14 protein-coding genes are annotated in these 16,871 nt (G+C 63.4%); 6 read left to right on the top strand and 8 right to left on the bottom strand.

Annotated elements, in window-relative coordinates; genetic code table 11:
- Positions 1–82: 82 nt before the first annotated feature.
- On the top strand, positions 83–2,248 hold the full coding sequence (locus CT676_RS28620; RefSeq protein WP_135215886.1) for an EAL domain-containing protein: 2,166 nt from the start codon (positions 83–85) through the stop codon (positions 2,246–2,248).
- A gap of 204 nt (positions 2,249–2,452) precedes the next feature.
- Here CT676_RS28620 and CT676_RS28615 read toward each other — a convergent pair whose 3' ends face one another.
- From CT676_RS28615 to CT676_RS28600, 4 genes are all read right to left on the bottom strand, one after another.
- A complete protein-coding gene (locus CT676_RS28615; RefSeq protein WP_135215885.1) occupies positions 2,453–3,607 on the bottom strand; it encodes an acyl-CoA dehydrogenase family protein in 1,155 nt (384 codons plus the stop codon).
- 11 nt (positions 3,608–3,618) lie between these two features.
- Positions 3,619–4,839, bottom strand: coding sequence for an MFS transporter (locus CT676_RS28610; protein ID WP_135215884.1), 1,221 nt, complete (start codon positions 4,837–4,839; stop codon positions 3,619–3,621).
- A gap of 159 nt (positions 4,840–4,998) precedes the next feature.
- The gene (locus CT676_RS28605; protein ID WP_085402654.1) at positions 4,999–6,108 is read right to left on the bottom strand and encodes a winged helix-turn-helix domain-containing protein; all 1,110 of its coding nucleotides are present in this window, start codon (positions 6,106–6,108) and stop codon (positions 4,999–5,001) included.
- A 111-nt stretch (positions 6,109–6,219) separates the two neighbouring features.
- Positions 6,220–7,806, bottom strand: a complete 1,587-nt coding sequence (locus CT676_RS28600) for a winged helix-turn-helix domain-containing protein (RefSeq protein ID WP_085402653.1) — start codon at positions 7,804–7,806, stop codon at positions 6,220–6,222.
- A 153-nt stretch (positions 7,807–7,959) separates the two neighbouring features.
- On the opposite strand from CT676_RS28600, the gene CT676_RS28595 reads away from it, so the two are divergent.
- From CT676_RS28595 to CT676_RS28585, 3 genes are read left to right on the top strand one after another with little or no spacing between them, the layout of a single operon-like run.
- On the top strand, positions 7,960–8,877 hold the full coding sequence (locus CT676_RS28595; protein WP_085402652.1) for a DUF1127 domain-containing protein: 918 nt from the start codon (positions 7,960–7,962) through the stop codon (positions 8,875–8,877).
- Positions 8,878–8,923: 46 nt separating this feature from the next.
- Positions 8,924–9,898: a tripartite tricarboxylate transporter substrate-binding protein gene (locus tag CT676_RS28590; RefSeq protein WP_085402651.1), complete on the top strand. Its 975-nt coding sequence runs from the start codon at positions 8,924–8,926 to the stop codon at positions 9,896–9,898.
- 24 nt (positions 9,899–9,922) lie between these two features.
- Positions 9,923–10,939 carry a methyltransferase gene (locus CT676_RS28585; RefSeq protein WP_085402650.1) on the top strand — a complete coding sequence of 339 codons (1,017 nt, stop codon included), beginning with the start codon at positions 9,923–9,925 and terminating at the stop codon, positions 10,937–10,939.
- 59 nt (positions 10,940–10,998) lie between these two features.
- Here the strand turns inward: CT676_RS28585 and CT676_RS28580 are convergent, their stop codons facing one another.
- On the bottom strand, positions 10,999–11,244 hold the full coding sequence (locus CT676_RS28580) for a hypothetical protein (RefSeq protein WP_085402649.1): 246 nt from the start codon (positions 11,242–11,244) through the stop codon (positions 10,999–11,001).
- A 129-nt stretch (positions 11,245–11,373) separates the two neighbouring features.
- Positions 11,374–11,583: a hypothetical protein gene (locus tag CT676_RS28575; protein WP_014498566.1), complete on the bottom strand. Its 210-nt coding sequence runs from the start codon at positions 11,581–11,583 to the stop codon at positions 11,374–11,376.
- A gap of 299 nt (positions 11,584–11,882) precedes the next feature.
- Here CT676_RS28575 and CT676_RS28570 point away from each other — a divergent pair, with 299 nt between their 5' ends.
- A complete protein-coding gene (locus CT676_RS28570; RefSeq protein WP_085402692.1) occupies positions 11,883–12,299 on the top strand; it encodes an SRPBCC family protein in 417 nt (138 codons plus the stop codon).
- Between the two features lie 192 nt (positions 12,300–12,491).
- Here CT676_RS28570 and CT676_RS28565 read toward each other — a convergent pair whose 3' ends face one another.
- On the bottom strand, positions 12,492–13,865 hold the full coding sequence (locus CT676_RS28565; protein WP_135215883.1) for a (Fe-S)-binding protein: 1,374 nt from the start codon (positions 13,863–13,865) through the stop codon (positions 12,492–12,494).
- A 530-nt stretch (positions 13,866–14,395) separates the two neighbouring features.
- Here CT676_RS28565 and CT676_RS28560 point away from each other — a divergent pair.
- A complete protein-coding gene (locus tag CT676_RS28560) occupies positions 14,396–15,955 on the top strand; it encodes a glycosyl hydrolase family 17 protein (RefSeq protein WP_085402691.1) in 1,560 nt (519 codons plus the stop codon).
- A 674-nt stretch (positions 15,956–16,629) separates the two neighbouring features.
- Here the strand turns inward: CT676_RS28560 and CT676_RS44875 are convergent.
- Positions 16,630–16,871, bottom strand: a 242-nt coding sequence (locus CT676_RS44875; RefSeq protein WP_205124613.1) for a hypothetical protein, incomplete at its 5' end; no start/stop codon positions are given.

The following is a 16,871-nucleotide window of genomic DNA, read 5'->3' as shown; positions in this document are numbered from 1 at the left end:
CAAAACTTGCTGCCACTGGGCGCGACTGGGACGCATAGAGTTGAGTTTGGGGTCTCGAAAAACAGCAAAGCGAAAGAGAGGCGTGCTCGCCCGGGCTCGCCGACAGCCGCGCAAGCCGCGCTTCGCGCGCGCGCCTCAACCCGTTTCCGAACGCGACGAACTCCTGCGCCGCCGCGCCGAGGCGGAAGCCGCGATTGCCGAGGCCCGCAAATCCCATGAGCGCCTGCGCCAGGCCATCGACATCCTGCCGCAAGGCATCGTGTTTCTCGATGCCGAAGGCCGTTACGTGCTCTGGAACAGGAAATACGCCGAGATCTACAGCAAGACCGCCGATCTGTTCGAGGAAGGCGCGCGCCTCGAGGACACGCTGCGCATCGGCGTCGCGCGTGGCGACTATCCCGAGGCTGCCGGCCACGAGGACGAGTGGATCGCCGAGCGGCTGCAGAAACTCTATCAGCCCGGCGCGCGCCACGAGCAGATGCTCGCGGACGGCCGCGTCATCCTGATCGACGAGCGGCTGACCGACGACGGCGGCGTGGTCGGCCTGCGCGTCGACATCACCGAGTTGAAGCAGCGCGAGGCCTCGTTCCGCCTGCTGTTCGACGGCAATCCCGTCCCGATGATCGTCTGTGCGCTCGACGACGAGCGCATCCTCGGCGTCAACGATGCCGCGATTTCCCATTACGGCTATAGCCGCGCCGAGTTCGAGAAGCTGAAGATCCGCTCGTTGCAGGCTTTCGACAGCGAGCCGCCCTGGACCACCGATCGGTCCAGCGAGGAGCAGGCCGCGCGCACCTGGAAGCACGTCAAGGCCAACGGCGCGCTGATCGACCTTGCGATCTATTCGCGCGAATTGACCTATGCCGATCGGCCCGCGGTGCTGCTGGCGCTGATGGACATCACCGAGCGCAAGCGCGCCGAGGCGCGGCTCGCCTTCATGGCCCAGCATGACGGGCTGACTGGCTTGCCGAACCGCAACCTGCTGCGCCAGCAGGTGGACGAGATGCTGCTGCATATGCGGCGCAGCTCCGACGAGGTCGCGCTGCTGATGCTGGGGCTGGACAATTTCAAGGCGGTCAACGACACGCTGGGACACGCGGTCGGCGACAAGCTGCTGCGCGGCGTCGCCAAGCGGCTGCGCTCGACCTTGCGCGAGGAGGACGCGCTGGCGCGGCTGAACTCCGACGAGTTCGCGATCGTGCAGAGCGGGCTAACGCGTCCCGAGGATGCGGTGATGCTGGCCAAGCGCTTACTGGAAGCCATCGCCGATCCCTATCTGCTCGATGGCCATTCCGTGGTGATCGGCGCCTCCATCGGCATCGCGATGGCGCCCGGCGACGGCGATGATTCCGAAAAACTGCTCAAGAGCGCCGACATGGCACTGTCGCGCGCCAAAGCCGATGCCCGCGGCACCTTTGCGTTCTTCGAGGCCGCGCTCGACGCCAAGGCGCAGAGCCGCCGCAAGATCGAGGTTGAGCTGCGCGACGCGATCCAGAACGACGTGCTGCGCCCTTATTACCAGCCGCTGATCGACCTCTCGAGCGGCCGCATCACCGGCTTCGAGGCGCTGGTGCGCTGGCCGCATGCCGAGCGCGGCATGGTCTCGCCGGCCGAGTTCATTCCGGTCGCCGAGGAAACCGGGCTGATCAATCCGCTCGGCGGCCTGATGCTGCGCCGGGCGTGCCTGGATGCCGCGACCTGGCCGGACGATGTCCGCGTCGCCGTCAACCTGTCGCCGCTCCAGTTCCGCAGCGGCAATCTGCTCTCGGTGGTGACGGACGCGCTGAAACATTCCGGCCTGCCGGCGCGGCGGCTGGAGCTCGAGATCACCGAGACGTTGCTGCTCGAAAAGAGCGCGCAGGTGCTGGCGACGCTGCATGCGCTACGCGCGCTCGGCGTCCGCATCTCCATGGACGATTTCGGCACCGGCTATTCCAGCCTCAGCTATTTGCGCAGCTTCCCGTTCGACAAGATCAAGATCGACCAGTCCTTCGTGCGCGATCTCGGCGCCAACCGCGAGGCCCAGGCGATCATCCGCTCCATCGTCAGCCTCGGCAAAGGCCTTGGCGTCACCATCACCGCCGAGGGCGTCGAGACCGAAGCCGAACTGAGCTGCCTGCGTGCCGAGGGCTGCGACGAGGGCCAGGGCTTTCTGTTCAGCAAGGCCCGGCCCAACGCCGAGATCATCAGCCTGCTCGCCGCCCAGCGCGGCATCGATGGTGACGAGAAGGCTGCGATGGTGGCGTGAGGTGCGCTGCCCCTTACCTCGCCCCGCTTGCGGGGAGAGGTCGGAATGCGCGCGTAGCGCGGATTCCGGGTGAGTGGGTACAGGTCCTTCAACGACCGCCCGTGTGGAGAGATGCCCCTCACCCCAACCCTCTCAGCGCGAGCGAAGCTCGTCGCGGCCCCGTAAGAACGGGGCGAGGGAGCGCAGCGTCGTTGCGGCTGTAGTTCAGCGTCCCTCCGCCAAAATCGCCTTCCCCACATCCTCATAATGCGTATCCCGCGCCTGGATCTGCTGCGCGATCGCGTGCATGTCGCGAAAGCGCCGCTCGAACGGATTGCTGCGGAACACCGCAGTCGCGCCGGCCATGTGATAGGCGGCGTCGACCACCTTGGCCGATTGATGGATGGTCCAGGTCGCGGCGAGGCGAACGGCGCTGCGATGCGCCGGGCTGAATTGGCCGGTCGCGCAGAGGTCGCGCCACATCGCATTCGCCGTCGCATAGAGATAGGCGCGCGCGGCGCGCAGATCGCCCTCGGTGCGGCCGATCAGGCCTTGGACGGCCTGGTTGTCGCGCATGGCGCTCGCTGCCAGCGACTGGTGCTTTGCCCGCGACAAAGCGATGGCCGCATCCAGCGTCGCGCGCGCCACGCCCAGCGAGACAGCGGCAAAGCCGAGGCTGAAGCTCGATCCGGTGCCGATCCTGTAGAGCGGACCCGTCTCAACCAGCGCGGACGGCACGTCACGGAACGCCGTGAAGCGCTCGGGGATGAAGAGGTCGCTCACCTCATAGGAGTCCGTGCCTGTGCCGGCGAGCCCGATCGCCTGCCAGACGTCATGCAGCACCGCGCTCGCGACCGGAAACAGGATGGTACGAACCTCCGGCGAACCGTCGGCATTTTTGCGCGGCGTCCCGTCGGCTCCGACGATGCGGACATGCGCCCCCAGCCAGCTCGCCTGCCGCGAGCCCGAGGCAAAATCCCAGCGCGCCGTGACGCGATAGCCGCCTTCGACCGCACGCGCCTCATGCGCGATCGCGCCCCAGGCAAGGATGCCGGGCGGCGTGTCGAAGATCTCGCACGCAATGTCGTGGTTGAGCGAAGCTGCGATCATCGCGCAGACGCTGCATTGGCCGAGACACCAGGCCGTGGAGGCATCGGCCTTTGCGATCTCCTCCTGCATCTCCATGAAGATTTCGATGGGGACTTCGGCGCCGCCCAGGCTTTGCGGCAGCAGCGCGCGATAGAGCCCGTTCTCGATCAGCGCGGAGACGACCGTGGACGTCAGCCGCCGCGTCCGTTCGATCTCGTCCGCTTCGCCCGCAATCAGCGGTGCGATGGCGCGGGCACGTTCAACGAGATCGAAGCCCTGCGGCCTGTTCATGCGTTGCCTCGTTAGGCCGCGGCGCGGCCAAGGTCGAGCTGTTGCCTGCGCTTGGTCGGAAAGCTCAGCGCCACTGCGACGGCGGCAAGCCCGATCGCGAAGGAGCCGGCGTGCAGCCATGTGTAGCGCTGGAAATTGTCGAACACGAGCCCGCCGGCCCATGGACCGAGCGCCATGCCGAGGCTGGCAAAGGCCGACACCGCGCCGAACACGGTGCCCATGATGCGCGCGCCGAAGTACTCGCGGACCAGCACTGCATAGAGCGGCATCACCCCGCCATAGGCGAGGCCGAACACGACCGAGAGCGCATAGAATTCACCGAGCTGCGCCACCGCGAGATAGGTCGCGATGCACATCGCCTGCACGAACAGGCCGCCGACCAGCACGGGCTTTGCGCCGATGCGATCGGCTGCCGCGCCGAGCAGCAGGCGTCCGCCGAGCCCGGAGACGCCGGCGACGCTGTAGACCGTCACTGCCGTGAGCGGGGCGATGCCGCACACCATCGCATAGGACACCATGTGAAAGATCGGGCCGGAATGCGCCGCGCAGCAGGCGAAATGCGCGGCTGCGAGCACGATGAATTGCGGCGTGCGCAGCGCCTGTGCCGCGGTCAGCTCGATCTCCGGTGCCGCGTCGGTGCTTGCTGGGCCAGCCGCCTGCGGCGCCGGCCGCACCAGGAAGCAGGCCGGGATCAGCAGCGCCCACGCGGCGATGCCGATCACCAGCATCGCGGTGCGCCAGTCATAGGCCGTGATCAGCCAGCTTGCGGTCGGCGCGATCGTCACCGGCGACACGCCCATGCCGGCGGAGACCAGCGCCACCGCGAGGCTGCGGTTCTTTTCGATCCAGGCGCTCGCGAGCGCCATCATCGGCGCGTAGAAGCTGCCGGCAGCGACGCCGATCAGCACGCCGAAGAACAGCTGGAATTGCCACAGGCTGGTTGCCTGGCTCGCAGTCACGAGACCGAGGCCCAGCAGCAGGCTTCCGGCAAGCACCACGATGCGGGTGCCAAATCGATCCGACAGCGTGCCCCAGAAGAACGCGGCAACGCCCATGCAGAGGAAATCCAGCGTCGCCGCCGCCGACACGCCCGCGCGCGACCAGCCCATCGCTTCGGAGATCGGCTGCAGGAAGACCGCAAGCGACAGCATCGTGCCGAAGCCGACACAGGTCATCAGCGCTCCCGCGGCGACAACGACCCAGCCATAGTCGAACCCTGACGGCTTGCTCATGCGTTTCCTCTGCGCTTTTGCTCTTGTTGATGGTGCGCGCGGGGATGGTGGCCCATCTATCGGCGGAGGGCAAGGTTACGCGCAATGCGCGGGTACAGAGCTCGTTACCTTGCAGCGCCTTGAGCATCGGCACGCGCGATGGGCCGCCGCAACGTCGGCTTAGGATGTGTCTTGTGCCGCAGTTTCGCTGCCCCCGCGTGCCCGTTGCCCCGGCCACCCGTAAGCCGAGATCAGGCTCATGTAGGCCTCAAAATCCGTGCCGGTCATATTGAGGGAGCGGCTGCACTGTTGAAGGGCTTCTTCATATTGACGGAGGTGCAAGTGTGCCACGCAGAGAAGCCGCGCTGCGATGGTATCCTGCAAGGCGGCCAGGTTTGCGAGGTCGCCGTCGAACCGATCCGACCAGATGTCGCGGGCGGTCTGAAGGTCGGTCAGAGATACGTTGACCCGCACCTGGTCTCCGTTGCGTCTCACCGCGCCCCGCACGGCCCAGCGGACGTGGAGATCCGTCCCGAGCTGCTGCAAATCGATCACCTTCTTCTTGTAGGTCAAGGCGGTGTCGCGTCCAACAACGAGAGTGGCGGGCGTTCGCGCGAGATCGGTGGTCAAGCCTGTCGAGATCAAGTCGGCAAAGGAGTCCTGCGCCGGACCGTCGTTGAGGCTGGCGAAGGGCAACACGACGAGAGAGAGGCGAGGCGCGATCTCGGGCCTGACTGTCGGCTGTGGCTGGATATTTTGAGCTTCCCGTTGTGCGTCGGTACGGACCGTCTTCCAGGCATTCCAGTATCCGGCAACGCCACCGGCAATTGCGCCGATGGCGGCGACCGACGCCAGCACGCTGCCGACGAGCTTCAAACGGCCTCTGAGGTCCTCCAGCCAGCCTGCGGATCGCCGTTCGCCAACAGCGTTTGCAGAGGTAACCGGGACCATGACTGCTGCCGTGGTTCCTGGTTGCCGATCCTCATCGTGCACGGCGCCCACGAAACGAAAGCCCTTGCGTGGAAATGTCTTGATAAGACGTTGTTGCTGACCGGAGTCACCGATCGCGCGCCGGACGGCGTTCACCCGGGTCGTCAGCGCCGCATCGGATACGATCCGGCCATTCCAAATCGCGTTGACGAGATCGTCCTTGCTGACGACGCGATCCCTGCTGCGGATCAGATGTTCGAGCAGATCGAGAACCTGGGGTGTCGTGGGCACCACATCGAGCCCGCGCCGCAATTCGCGCCGCTCGGTGTCCAACGCACAGTCCTCGAAGAAATAGCGCATGGCACCATTCTCCAAGCCTGCCCTCTATTCTCCGAGGGCGCGGGAGCAATAATCCGTGGAGAATAGGCCTTCGCTCCCGAAAATGTAAGCCGCGAACATTGGTCCACCCCGTCAGGGGGTGCCAACGTCGTGCTTTTCCGGAAGGCCCGCTTCGCAGAGACCCTTCTCGAAGATCGCGAAGTCATCTGCCCGGCGAAACGGTGCCAGATTTTCGAGATTGGCACGAAGATCTGGATTGCATTCAAGGGCTTGCAGGAGGGATCGTTGCGCTCGTTCACGCCGCCCAGCGAATGCGTTGCTGGCTGCGGCAATGCAGGTCACGAGCAGGAAACTCGTCTGACCGCGCAATGCGGTCTCGGCGCATGATACTGCCGCGTCATAGCGGCCCGCCAGAAAATGCGCATACGCCATGGCTCCCTGCGCGTCGTAGTACATGGGCGGATCGAGCGGGCTCAATCTCACGGCATGTGCGGAGTGCTCGAGGGCGAGATCCGGCTCTCCCCTCCAAACTCTCAGCCAGGCACTGGTGGCCCAGGCTTGCGCGAAGTTAGGGTTGTCAGCCAAAGCTCGATCCACGAAAGCAGCCGCGTCGTCGAACTCGTGGGCTATGAAGGCGAGCGCATATCCACCCACGGACAGTGCAACCGGATCATTTGCCCCCAGTTCTACGGCCTTCCGGGCCAGCCGGGTGGCTTCCGCAATTTCCTTCGCGGGATCGCTGATCCAGCCGTTCGCCTTGCGCCGGGTATAGCACCAGGCGGCCATGGCATAGCCACAAGCCAGTCGAGGGTCGAGTTCGGTCGCCTTGCAAAAGAGCTGCAACGCCTCGGTGTTTGCGTTGTTGGACCAACGGGATTTCGTCAGCCCGCGCAGATAATGATCATACGCATCCAGATTTTCGGGTGGCTTCCGCCTTGCCCGCTTGATTTCCTCACGCTGCAGCCTCGGGGCGATTGCGCCTATGACACTGGACGTCAGATTGTCCTGCAGATCGAACATGTCCTCGATCGGGCCCTCAAAGCGGTCTGCCCAGAGATGCGTTCCAGTTTCGGCATCGATCAGCTGCCCCGCGATTCGAATGCGATTTCCGGCTTTGCGCACGCTACCTTCGAGGACATAGCGTACACCAAGCTCGCGGCCGACCTGCTTTACGTCAACGACCCGGCCTTTATACGCAAAGCTCGAATTGCGTGCGATCACGAACAGCCAGCGAAAATGAGCCAGAGCCATCGTGATTTCCTCCACGATGCCATCTGCGAAATACTCCTGTTCGGGATCGGAGCTGAGGCTGACGAAAGGGAGTACGGCAATCGAGGGCTTATCCGGTAGCGGGAGGGCCGCTCCTCTCGCTTCTGACCGGTGAGGGACGGTTGAAGGATCCGGCTCCCGTACTTCCCGAACTGCTCCGACGAAACGGAAGCCCTTGCGCGGGATCGTCTTGATCAGGCGCTGCGCTTCCCCGCAATCGCCGACTGCCGTGCGGACGCCATTGATGCGGGTCGCAAGCGCGGCCTCCGATACGATGCGCCCCTTCCAGATCGCGTTCATGAGGTCGTCTTTGCTGACGACACGCTCCCTGTTGCCGATCAAGTAGTCGAGAATGTCGAAGACCTGTGGCGCAACGGAAACAGCATCGGCCCCGCGATGCAGCTCGCGCCGATCCGTGTCGAGCACGTATTCATCGAAGAGATAGCGCAAGTTGCCACTCCCGTCGTTGGATGAAGCCGCCTCTGCACCTGCTGGGGCGTAAAGTAAGGCGCCGGTCAGGAAAATGTAAGCTGCACGTCAAGCGTGCCCGGCGAAGTCCTGACATCCTGCCCTCGGTAAAGGTATCGCCAAGGGATATCGCCGATGAGTACCATCAACGGCGTTGCACAGGTGCGACGGACTGCCACACCCGTCCAGCAAGTGACCAGCCTTTTCCTGCGGGTCTGGAGCGCATGGCAGAAGCGCCGAAGACGACTGAAGGTACAAACCGCTCTCTGTGCCCTCAGCGATCGGGAGCTGATTGATCTCGGCGCGACGCGCGCCGAGATTGACTACATTGCCTTGCAGCAAGGCCGCGCAAGGCCCGATCGTCCGGCACCCTGGCGCATTGGCAGTGCGCTTGCGATCCTGTTGGTCGTCAACCTGTTCAGCTTGATTTCCGTAGATCGCGCCGAGGCTCAATGCACTGCGCAGGATGGTTTGCGGAGGCAGCTGGCGGTCAAGGTCGACCCGCCGGCTCGCAGATCGGAGATTCCGATCAGCTCGGCTGCAGATGTCCTGGCGTGGAAGACGATCCGGATAGGAACATTCACGGACACGTTCGCTCTTCGCAGCGCGATGAGCGCAATGGGCTGCGGCGTCGGAAATTCGGCTGATGAGATACTCGCTCGACCGGCCTTTACCCTAAGTCGCAAGAAGGCGGAGGTTGAGCTTGTTGCCGTGTCGGTTGCCGAGCTCGGCTTTCAAGGCGAGGCTTCGCTGCGGGAAATCTATGCGCGTGCACAACAGCTCGGTCTTGCTCTGGCGCCCGCCGAAATCGCGCCGCAGCTGAGACTTCAGTATTTGGACCAGCCGATCGGTGAGTTTCTCACCATCGGGATGGAGCCTATCGGAACGTGGGCGGGCGAAGCGGTCGTCCTGACGGTGGCGAATGGCGGAGCAGGCCTCATCCTGATCGGCCAGGATGGCCGTGAGGACGCGCAGATATCTGCGATATCCCGTTTTGTGTTCGTGCGACCCGGCTCATCCATGGCTCCAGAGACCGCAGCGATGGCCAGGTAGCATGCGGCGATCTCATTTGGTCTGGGCTCGATCAGGGAAACGGGTGATGATCACGCGTCGTGATGTGTTGTCAGCGGCAGCTGCCGCGTTCGCCGCTGCGCATATTTCACCGCGGGCGCTTGCACAGCCGATCGCGAGAACCGCGCATATCCTGACGGGCTTCACGCCGGGGCTGCAGGATGGGTTGGCGCGGCTCGTGGCCGGCCATATGAGCGGCTATGCGGAAACCATCGTGGTCGAGACCCGTCCCGGCGCGGCCGGTCGCATCGCGGTGGAGGCGGTGAAGAGCGCCGACGCCGACGGATCGGTCATGCTGTTCGCGCCGCTCGGCTTCATGATGTTCTTTCCGCACGTCTACAAGACGCTGAGATACCATCCGCGGGATTTCATACCTGTGTCGACCGTCGCCTCGACCCCGACATTGCTGACGGTCGGTCCCAGCGTGCCGGCCGACGTCAAGACGCTGGCGGACTTCGTGGCCTGGTGCCGCGCCAATCCGAAGCACGCCACCTTTGGTTCGCCGGGCGCCGGAACCTCGCTGCATTTTCTCGGTGCGATGCTGGGCCGCAGCGCCGGCTTCGATTTTCTTCACGTTCCCTATCAGGGCGGCGGTGCGATTCAGGATCTGGTCAAGGGCGTGATTGCCGCGACCGTCATGCCGATCGGCAGCTCGCTCGGGCTCGTCCAATCCGGCGATCTTCGCGCGCTGGCGACCACCGGACCGCGCCGCAGCCTGTTTGTTCCGGCGGTGCCGACGATGCGGGAGGCCGGATATCCGTCGCTCGAGGACCTCACATGGTTTGCGTTCTTCGTTCCGGCCAAGACGCCGGCGCCGATCGTCGATAAGCTCAACGCCGCGATCCAGGCGGCCTTGCGCACCGACGAGGTCAAGGCCGGCATGGCAAAGCTGGCCGTCGAGCCCGACGCGATCGCCATGGAAGACTTCGCCCGGCTGATCGCATCCGAATCCGACCGGTGGAAGGCGATCGTGCAGACAACGGGGTTCGTCCCGACCGATTGAACCGGCATTGACAGGAGGCAACACATGAGCGGGCCGGCATCCGTGCATGATCTCGTGCAGTCGCATCGCATCACCGCGGTGATCTATGCGGCGGCGAAGCTCAATCTCGCCGAGGCCATCGGCCACGAGGCGAAATCGGTGGCCGAGCTCGCCCGGCTGGTGTCCGCCGATGAAAGTGCGCTGCGCAGGCTGCTCGTTGGCCTGACGACACTTGGCCTGTGCAGGCAGGCCGACCGCGACCGGTTTGCCATGACCGAGCTCGGCCGGCAGCTCGACGAGACCGCCGATCCCTCCTTCAAGGACTGGGTTCTCTTCGAGGGCGAGATGCTCGCGCAATCCTGGATCGGACTGGTCGAGTCGGTTCGCTCGGGCAAGAGCGCGGGCGAGCTGCGCGGCGATGGCGACGATCGCTATGCCGCGACGAGCAATGCGCCGGAATTCACCCGCCGCTTCAACGCCGCGATGGTCAGCCTGACGCGGAGCATCGTTCCAAGGATCGTTGCGGCCCACGACTTCGCGACCGCGCGCGTCGTCATGGATATCGGTGGCGGCACCGGCGAATTGATCGGCGGCGTGCTCCAGCACAACCCGCATCTTGAGGGCATCGCCTTCGATCTGGCGCGCTGCGAGCCGGGAGCGCGGGCGCATTTTGACCGGCTTGGCATCGCCAATCGCTGCCGGTTCGTCGCCGGCAGTTTCTTCGAGAAGGTCCTGGGCGGCGCCGACACGATCCTGATGAAGAGCATCCTGCACAATTGGAGAGACGATCGTTGCGAAGTCATTCTGCGCAACTGCCGGGACGCGCTGCCGGCCAGCGGAACGTTGATCATGATCGAACGGATCATGCCGGAGCCTGCGACGACCGAGAGCCAGGACCGCTCCTGCGCCATGAGCGACCTCAATATGCTGCGGGGACTTGGCGGCCGCGAGCGGACGGAAGCCGAGTATCGCAGGCTTGGCGTCCTGGCCGGCTTCGCCTTCGTCGGCACCAGCGGTGTCGGCTCGTTCAGCCTGGTCGAATTCCGAAAGGTCGGACACTGACTGCCGTCCGTTGGGGCGGCAGTCGAGTCTCATTCCATCAGGCCTTGGCGCAGGATCGATCAGCAGCCCCGGCAGACGCCGGAGATCTTGCGATCGACGTCGGCATCCTCTTGGTCGAGGAAATCCAGCGATCCCGAACTTGCCGAGGGCACGTCGGAGGCGTGGGGCTGGCGGTGACCGACCGGGGCCGTCCACGGCCTGGTGGTCGTTTCCTTTCCGGGCAGCGACGGGTGGAAAGGTTGCGCCGAAGCTGCGCCCATCGTCGATACGATCGTGACCACAATCAGCATCTTTGAGGTGATCATAGGTGTCTCCAAATGCATCCCGCCCTGCATGTGCGGTTCAGACATTCAGATTTGCATCGAGGACCCGCTATTCCCTGTCATCGCGCAGGCGTGATGCCGCCGTGGTCCGGCCTTCCGGAACGACGTTTGTCAGGCCGGCGCTTTCCTGCCGATCAGACCGAAGACGATCATGACGAGGCTGATGCCGCCGACAGCGCCCGAGACCTCTCCGACCGTGCGCATCAGGGCGGCAGGATCATTGGACCACGGCGTCATGTCCCGCATCGAGAGGAAGAACAGGACGGCGAGCACCAGCAGCACCGAGCCTACGGCAATCAATCGCCAGTTTCGCTTTCGCATGACAGACACTCCCCCGTATCGCCCACGGATGGGCGGGGCCGCTTAGGACGCAGGGAGATAGTGTCGTCGAGCCCGGGTCGGGTTCAATGGCCACGGGCCGCATCGAACAAATGTGACCCTCATCCCCAATTTGTTCGCGGCCGCTGGTGGGTGGCCAACAGACGTTTTGACATTTTTGTGTTTTCAACGCTTTGACGGCTCGACCCTGTCGGCTTGGACCAGTCTCGATCGTCCTTGGATGGACCCCGCACACGTCAGTGATGCCGTCACCTAGAAAATTGAACCAGGAGCTTATGTTCATGAGGATCACCGTCGAAACCACCGTAGCAGCCCCCATCGATCAGGTCTGGCGTGCCTATACGACACCTGCTGACATCATGGAGTGGAACGCCGCGTCCGACGACTGGCATACGACCAAGGCTACGGTCGACCTGCGGGAGGGCGGGGTCTTCTCGTCGCGCATGGAAGCCAAGGACGGCAGCATGGGCTTTGACTTCGCCGGGACTTACACGACGATTGTCGAACACAAGCTGATCGAATATTCATTCGGCGATCGCAAGGCCGAAGTCGAGTTCGTGCCCGGGGCGAAGGGCGTCGTCGTCCGCGTTGTCTTCGATAGCGAACCGACTCACTCGGTTGAGCAGCAGCAGGGCGGCTGGCAGGCCATCCTCGACAACTTCGCGCGACACGTGCAGGCGAAGCAGAAGACGTCGTGAAGCCGTGCGGGGGCAGGAGATCGACGTCCTTGACGGGCGTCGTCGGCTTTCCGCGCAGAGCACCTGACGGAAATTGATCAGTCGAGGAATAGCCGGCTTCGGGGTCAGTCGCGTCGGTTGACCCCTCAGCCGGCGACCTCCGGTTTGCGCCGGGCTCACCGGCGCGGTGGGCCAACAGGTGACGTCAAGCTGCTACGACGGCTCCACGCCCCCGGCGCGCGTCTCCGGGGGCGCGCCACGCCTCAGGGGAAGTGGCTGGTCGCCAAGCAACACCTTCACCACCACGTCACGCGCACTGCCGGGATCAAGCGAGTGCTTTGCGATCAGGTCGCTACAGTCGGCGACGATCTGGTCGGCGTCCTGCATGATCTTGAGCTCTTTGTAGCGATCGTGCCGATGCAGGCCCATGCTTTCGCCAACCACTTCAAGGATATTTACGATACGGAATGGCCAGTCGCGCTCGTGCGCGCACAGTTCGCGATGATCGGAATGATAGACCGCGACCAGTGCATCGACACCTGCATCGCGCGCCGCCTCAAGCTCCATAAGTTGCAATTCGCGCTTGTACTTTGGAAGCGCGCCGACATCCACGCTCTGCAAACCCACCGCCGGCTGGTTCAGATCGACGAGTTCGATACCGGGTACCGCCGTCAAGATCTCAGCTGCGGATTCCACGACGCCGGCCACGCCGGGATGCCTGTGCAGCGCGACCCGCATTTCGACCCTGCGCTGAAGGTGCGGCTTGAGCTGCCCCAGCCGGTCGCCGAGAAAGCGCATGAATGGGCTCATCTCGAACGGGCGCGACCCGTGCTGTCGCTCCACCGTTGGCAGGATGGTCTCCGTGTACTGGACGTAGCACGACGGGCACCAGGAGATCACCTGCCCCGAGTTCGAGTGCGACAGCTTTTCCATCGTACTCGATCCCATACGACCGGCCATCTCTGCGTCGCCAGACTTGAGTTGGAGAATGCCGCAGCAATGGCTCGGCCCGCCCATCACCTGGTAACTGACGCCGAGCGCGTCCATGATATCGAGGGCAAGCAAGGCGATGTGCGGCGTCTTGAGCACATTGCAGCCGGTGTAAAACACGAAATCCGGCGCTTCAACGGGCGTGGCGACCGACGCCGATCTCTGACCCAGTCGTTCGAGCACGTCCGTATCGAGTTGCAGGCGCGAAAGCGCGTTCACGCCACGACTGCCGTCGCGATACCTCTCGACACCCCGCCGGCGCCGTTCGGCAAGCTCATTGTCCGACTTCGCGATGCCAAGCCGCGCCATGCTCAGCAGGAAACGCGGATTGACGCCATAGCTGCACGCCTTGATGCATGCCCCGCTCCGCATGCAGGACTGCGCCCATTTGCGCGACGCTTCCGGGCCGTTGCCGGTACGCACCAGCTCGAGAATGCCGCCGATGATGTCTTCGGACTTTGTCGTCCGCGAGATGCCGGCCGGCTCGACACTCGGACAGGCCTCGACGCATTTCCCGCATCGCGTACAGGCGTCGAGCATGTCTTCGGCATATTCAGCCAGGGACGTCTCGAAGGGGACCTCGTTCATCGGCTGCATGACCAACTCCCAGGCCTGCTGGAGGATCAGCTACGTGCGGCGCACGACAACGCCGGAACCTAACCCACAATTGGCGAGCTGTACACGAGCAGGCCGCAATGGGGATCTGTCGCCTTCGGGTCAATCGCGTCTGCTACGCGCTGGGTGAGCCCGCTGCCGGCGTGCCCTTACTACCGGACCACCCGTGACCGATCTGGACTTCGCATTCGGGCCAACAGGCGGCGTCCGTTAGCCGGCACGGCGACCGTCAGAGCAAGGCCACTCTGCTGCCGGTCCCCGAAGGCCATCTCGGGAGATGGGGAGGATTATTTCTACCCGCCCCGCGGTAGCCCTTAAGGCCTTTGTTTGACGTTGACTCGCCTCTTGCGGCACGGACGATCCGGCACCAGCTTTCACACGTCAGGTAGGGACCGGCGGACGATGATCTCTGTTGTTGTCGGGTCACGACAACATGCCGGTTGACCGACGATCTCTACGTTGGAGGGTCAACTATTTCGCCCCGCACGCCTCTGGCGCTTCTCATCATATCCCTGGGTGCGATCGCCGCGGTGTGGTGGTGGCTGGCCATACCGATCAACCTGGCGCGCGCGCCGATCGATCCGAATGCCAAGCTGCAATGCATATCCTACGCGCCCTTCCGCAACAACCAAACGTCGGAGTCGCCGACACCGGTGCCGCGGGACCAGATCGCGGAAGATCTCGCCCAGCTTGCCAAAATAACCGAATGTATCCGTACCTATGCGACTGATCTTGGTCTCGATCAGATCCCCGAACTTGCGTCCAAGGTGGGGCTGAAAGTCATTCAGGGAATTTGGCTCGATAGGGACCGACGGAAGAGCGCGACGCAGATATCCACGGGCATACGCCTCGCCCGGCAATATCCGGAAACCATCACCGCACTCGTGGTCGGCAATGAGGTTCTGTTGCATCGGAAGATGACACCTTCCGATCTTGCTGCCTTGATCCGCTCGGTCAAGGCACAGGTGCCGGTCCCCGTCACCTATTCCGACGTCTGGGAGTACTGGCTGCGCTATCGGGAACTCGGTGACGCCGTCGATTTCGTCACCCTTCATATCCTGCCATATTGGGAAAATGTCCCGGTCGCGGCGAAATCCGCCGCTGCTCACGTCGACGCCGTCCGAAAGCAGGTGGCGTCGGCGTTTCCGGGTAAGGAAATCCTGATTGGAGAAACAGGTTGGCCGAGCGAAGGGCGGATGCGCGAGTCGGCGCTACCATCGCGCACCAATCAGGCGCGGGTGATCTCGGAGGTCCTCGATCTTGCCCGGCGCGAGAATTTCCGCGTCAACCTGTTCGAGGCGTATGATGAATTGTGGAAGCATGAGTTCGAGGGCACCGTCGGCGGATCGTGGGGCTTATTCGATTCCGCGCAGCGCACGCTGAAATATCCGCCCGGCATCCCCGTCAGCAATTATCCGCTCTGGAAACTGCAAATGAGCAGCGGAATGGCGCTGGCGATCCTGGTGTTCGGCGCTGCATGGCTGACCTTGCGCCGGAAGCTCTCGCAGCCCCGGCTCGTCTCGTGGCTTGCGGTCGGAATATCGGCAACCACCGCCGGAGTCCTGTTCGGGGTGGCCGCTCAAAAGATGTTCTATGAAAGCTACGGCGCGGGCAGCTGGCTTCTGTGGGGCGCACTTCTGGCGGCGGCAACTGCCTCGCCGCTGTTCGGCGCCAACGCCCTGATGTCCGGGCGCGCACCGCCCACATTTCTGGAATTGCTGGGTCCGGAGGACTACCGGACCCCATCGGGGTTGGCGATCATGCACGGATTGATCTTGATCGTAATCATCGTGATCGGCACGGAGACCGCGCTGGGCTTGATGTTTGACCCGCGCGAAAAGGATTTTCCCTTTGCGGCGCTCACTATGGCGGCGGTCCCTTTTGCGGCGATGACGCAGCTCAATCGCCCGAAGAAAGGAATCCGCCCCATGGCGGAAGCGATGTTTGCCGTCGTATTCCTGGTGGCAGCCATCTATGCGGCGCTTAGCGAAGGACCGAACAATTGGCAGTCGCTGTGGACTTGTGCGGCCTATATCCTGCTTGCGGTTACGCTGTGGCGGGCGCGCGCTTGAGTAAACCTGGCCAGCCGACTTCCGTTGTGGGTCAATCGCGTCACTATGGCCGCGTGCCGATCTCTTCCGGTCTACCTCTGTGAACGGAAATCGTCAGACTGCACCGGCACGTCTCACACGGGCCAGAAGCGGACCCACGACCTAATCCCGAAATCCTGCCCTCGACCGCTCGCCTTCATATGCAAGCCAATCAGAGGATAATCTGTCGTATTGTGGTTTACTTATTGGAAATGAAGCGAGCCGCTGAATGCCATCTCCCATAGAATAGATCGCCACCGTGTACTCTCGGCCCCGTTGATCCGGTGTGCGGGGAATGGCGATGTACCTTCGGTGTTCGCTACGCTGGCCTAGGAAAACATCGAGCACTTGGCCGACTTCAGCTTTGCCTTTGAGAGTCTCCGTGATTCTCAGACGGGCGAACCATACATCGTTGGTACAAAGCTCGCAGTGACGGCCACCCATCCATATTACGGGTTGCTGCAAGCGAACTCTCGCAACGACGACATCCCTAGCGTCGGGAGACAAATTGTTCAGTGCCTCTACGAGATTGTCTGGCGCGCCTTCTGAAAAATACGCAATGGGCGTCTTGTTCTCCATCGCCGAGGAACGCGGCGGACCGACAATGATTGCGCTCGTCATCGCAGCGACAAGAGCTAGGCTTCGCTTGACCGATTTCATCTACAGCACTGCGCACCGAATGGTTGTAGTGGCACTATAATCCAATTTTGAGAAGTTGAACAGATTAGGTCTGCTAATGGGATGGTCCGGCCGTGCTCCTGCCCCGCCAGCGATAAGCTGGCCAGGGGCGCCAAGACAAGGAGCACGCCATGTCCCAGACACTCAATACCGCGATCGCCGTGATCGGCATCGATATCGGCAAAAACTCGTTCCATGTCGTGGGCCACGATGCGCGCGG

Source organism: Bradyrhizobium sp. MOS001, from assembly GCF_004634465.1.
Classification (GTDB): domain Bacteria; phylum Pseudomonadota; class Alphaproteobacteria; order Rhizobiales; family Xanthobacteraceae; genus Bradyrhizobium; species Bradyrhizobium barranii.
This window is presented reverse-complemented; position numbering and strand designations above follow the sequence as displayed.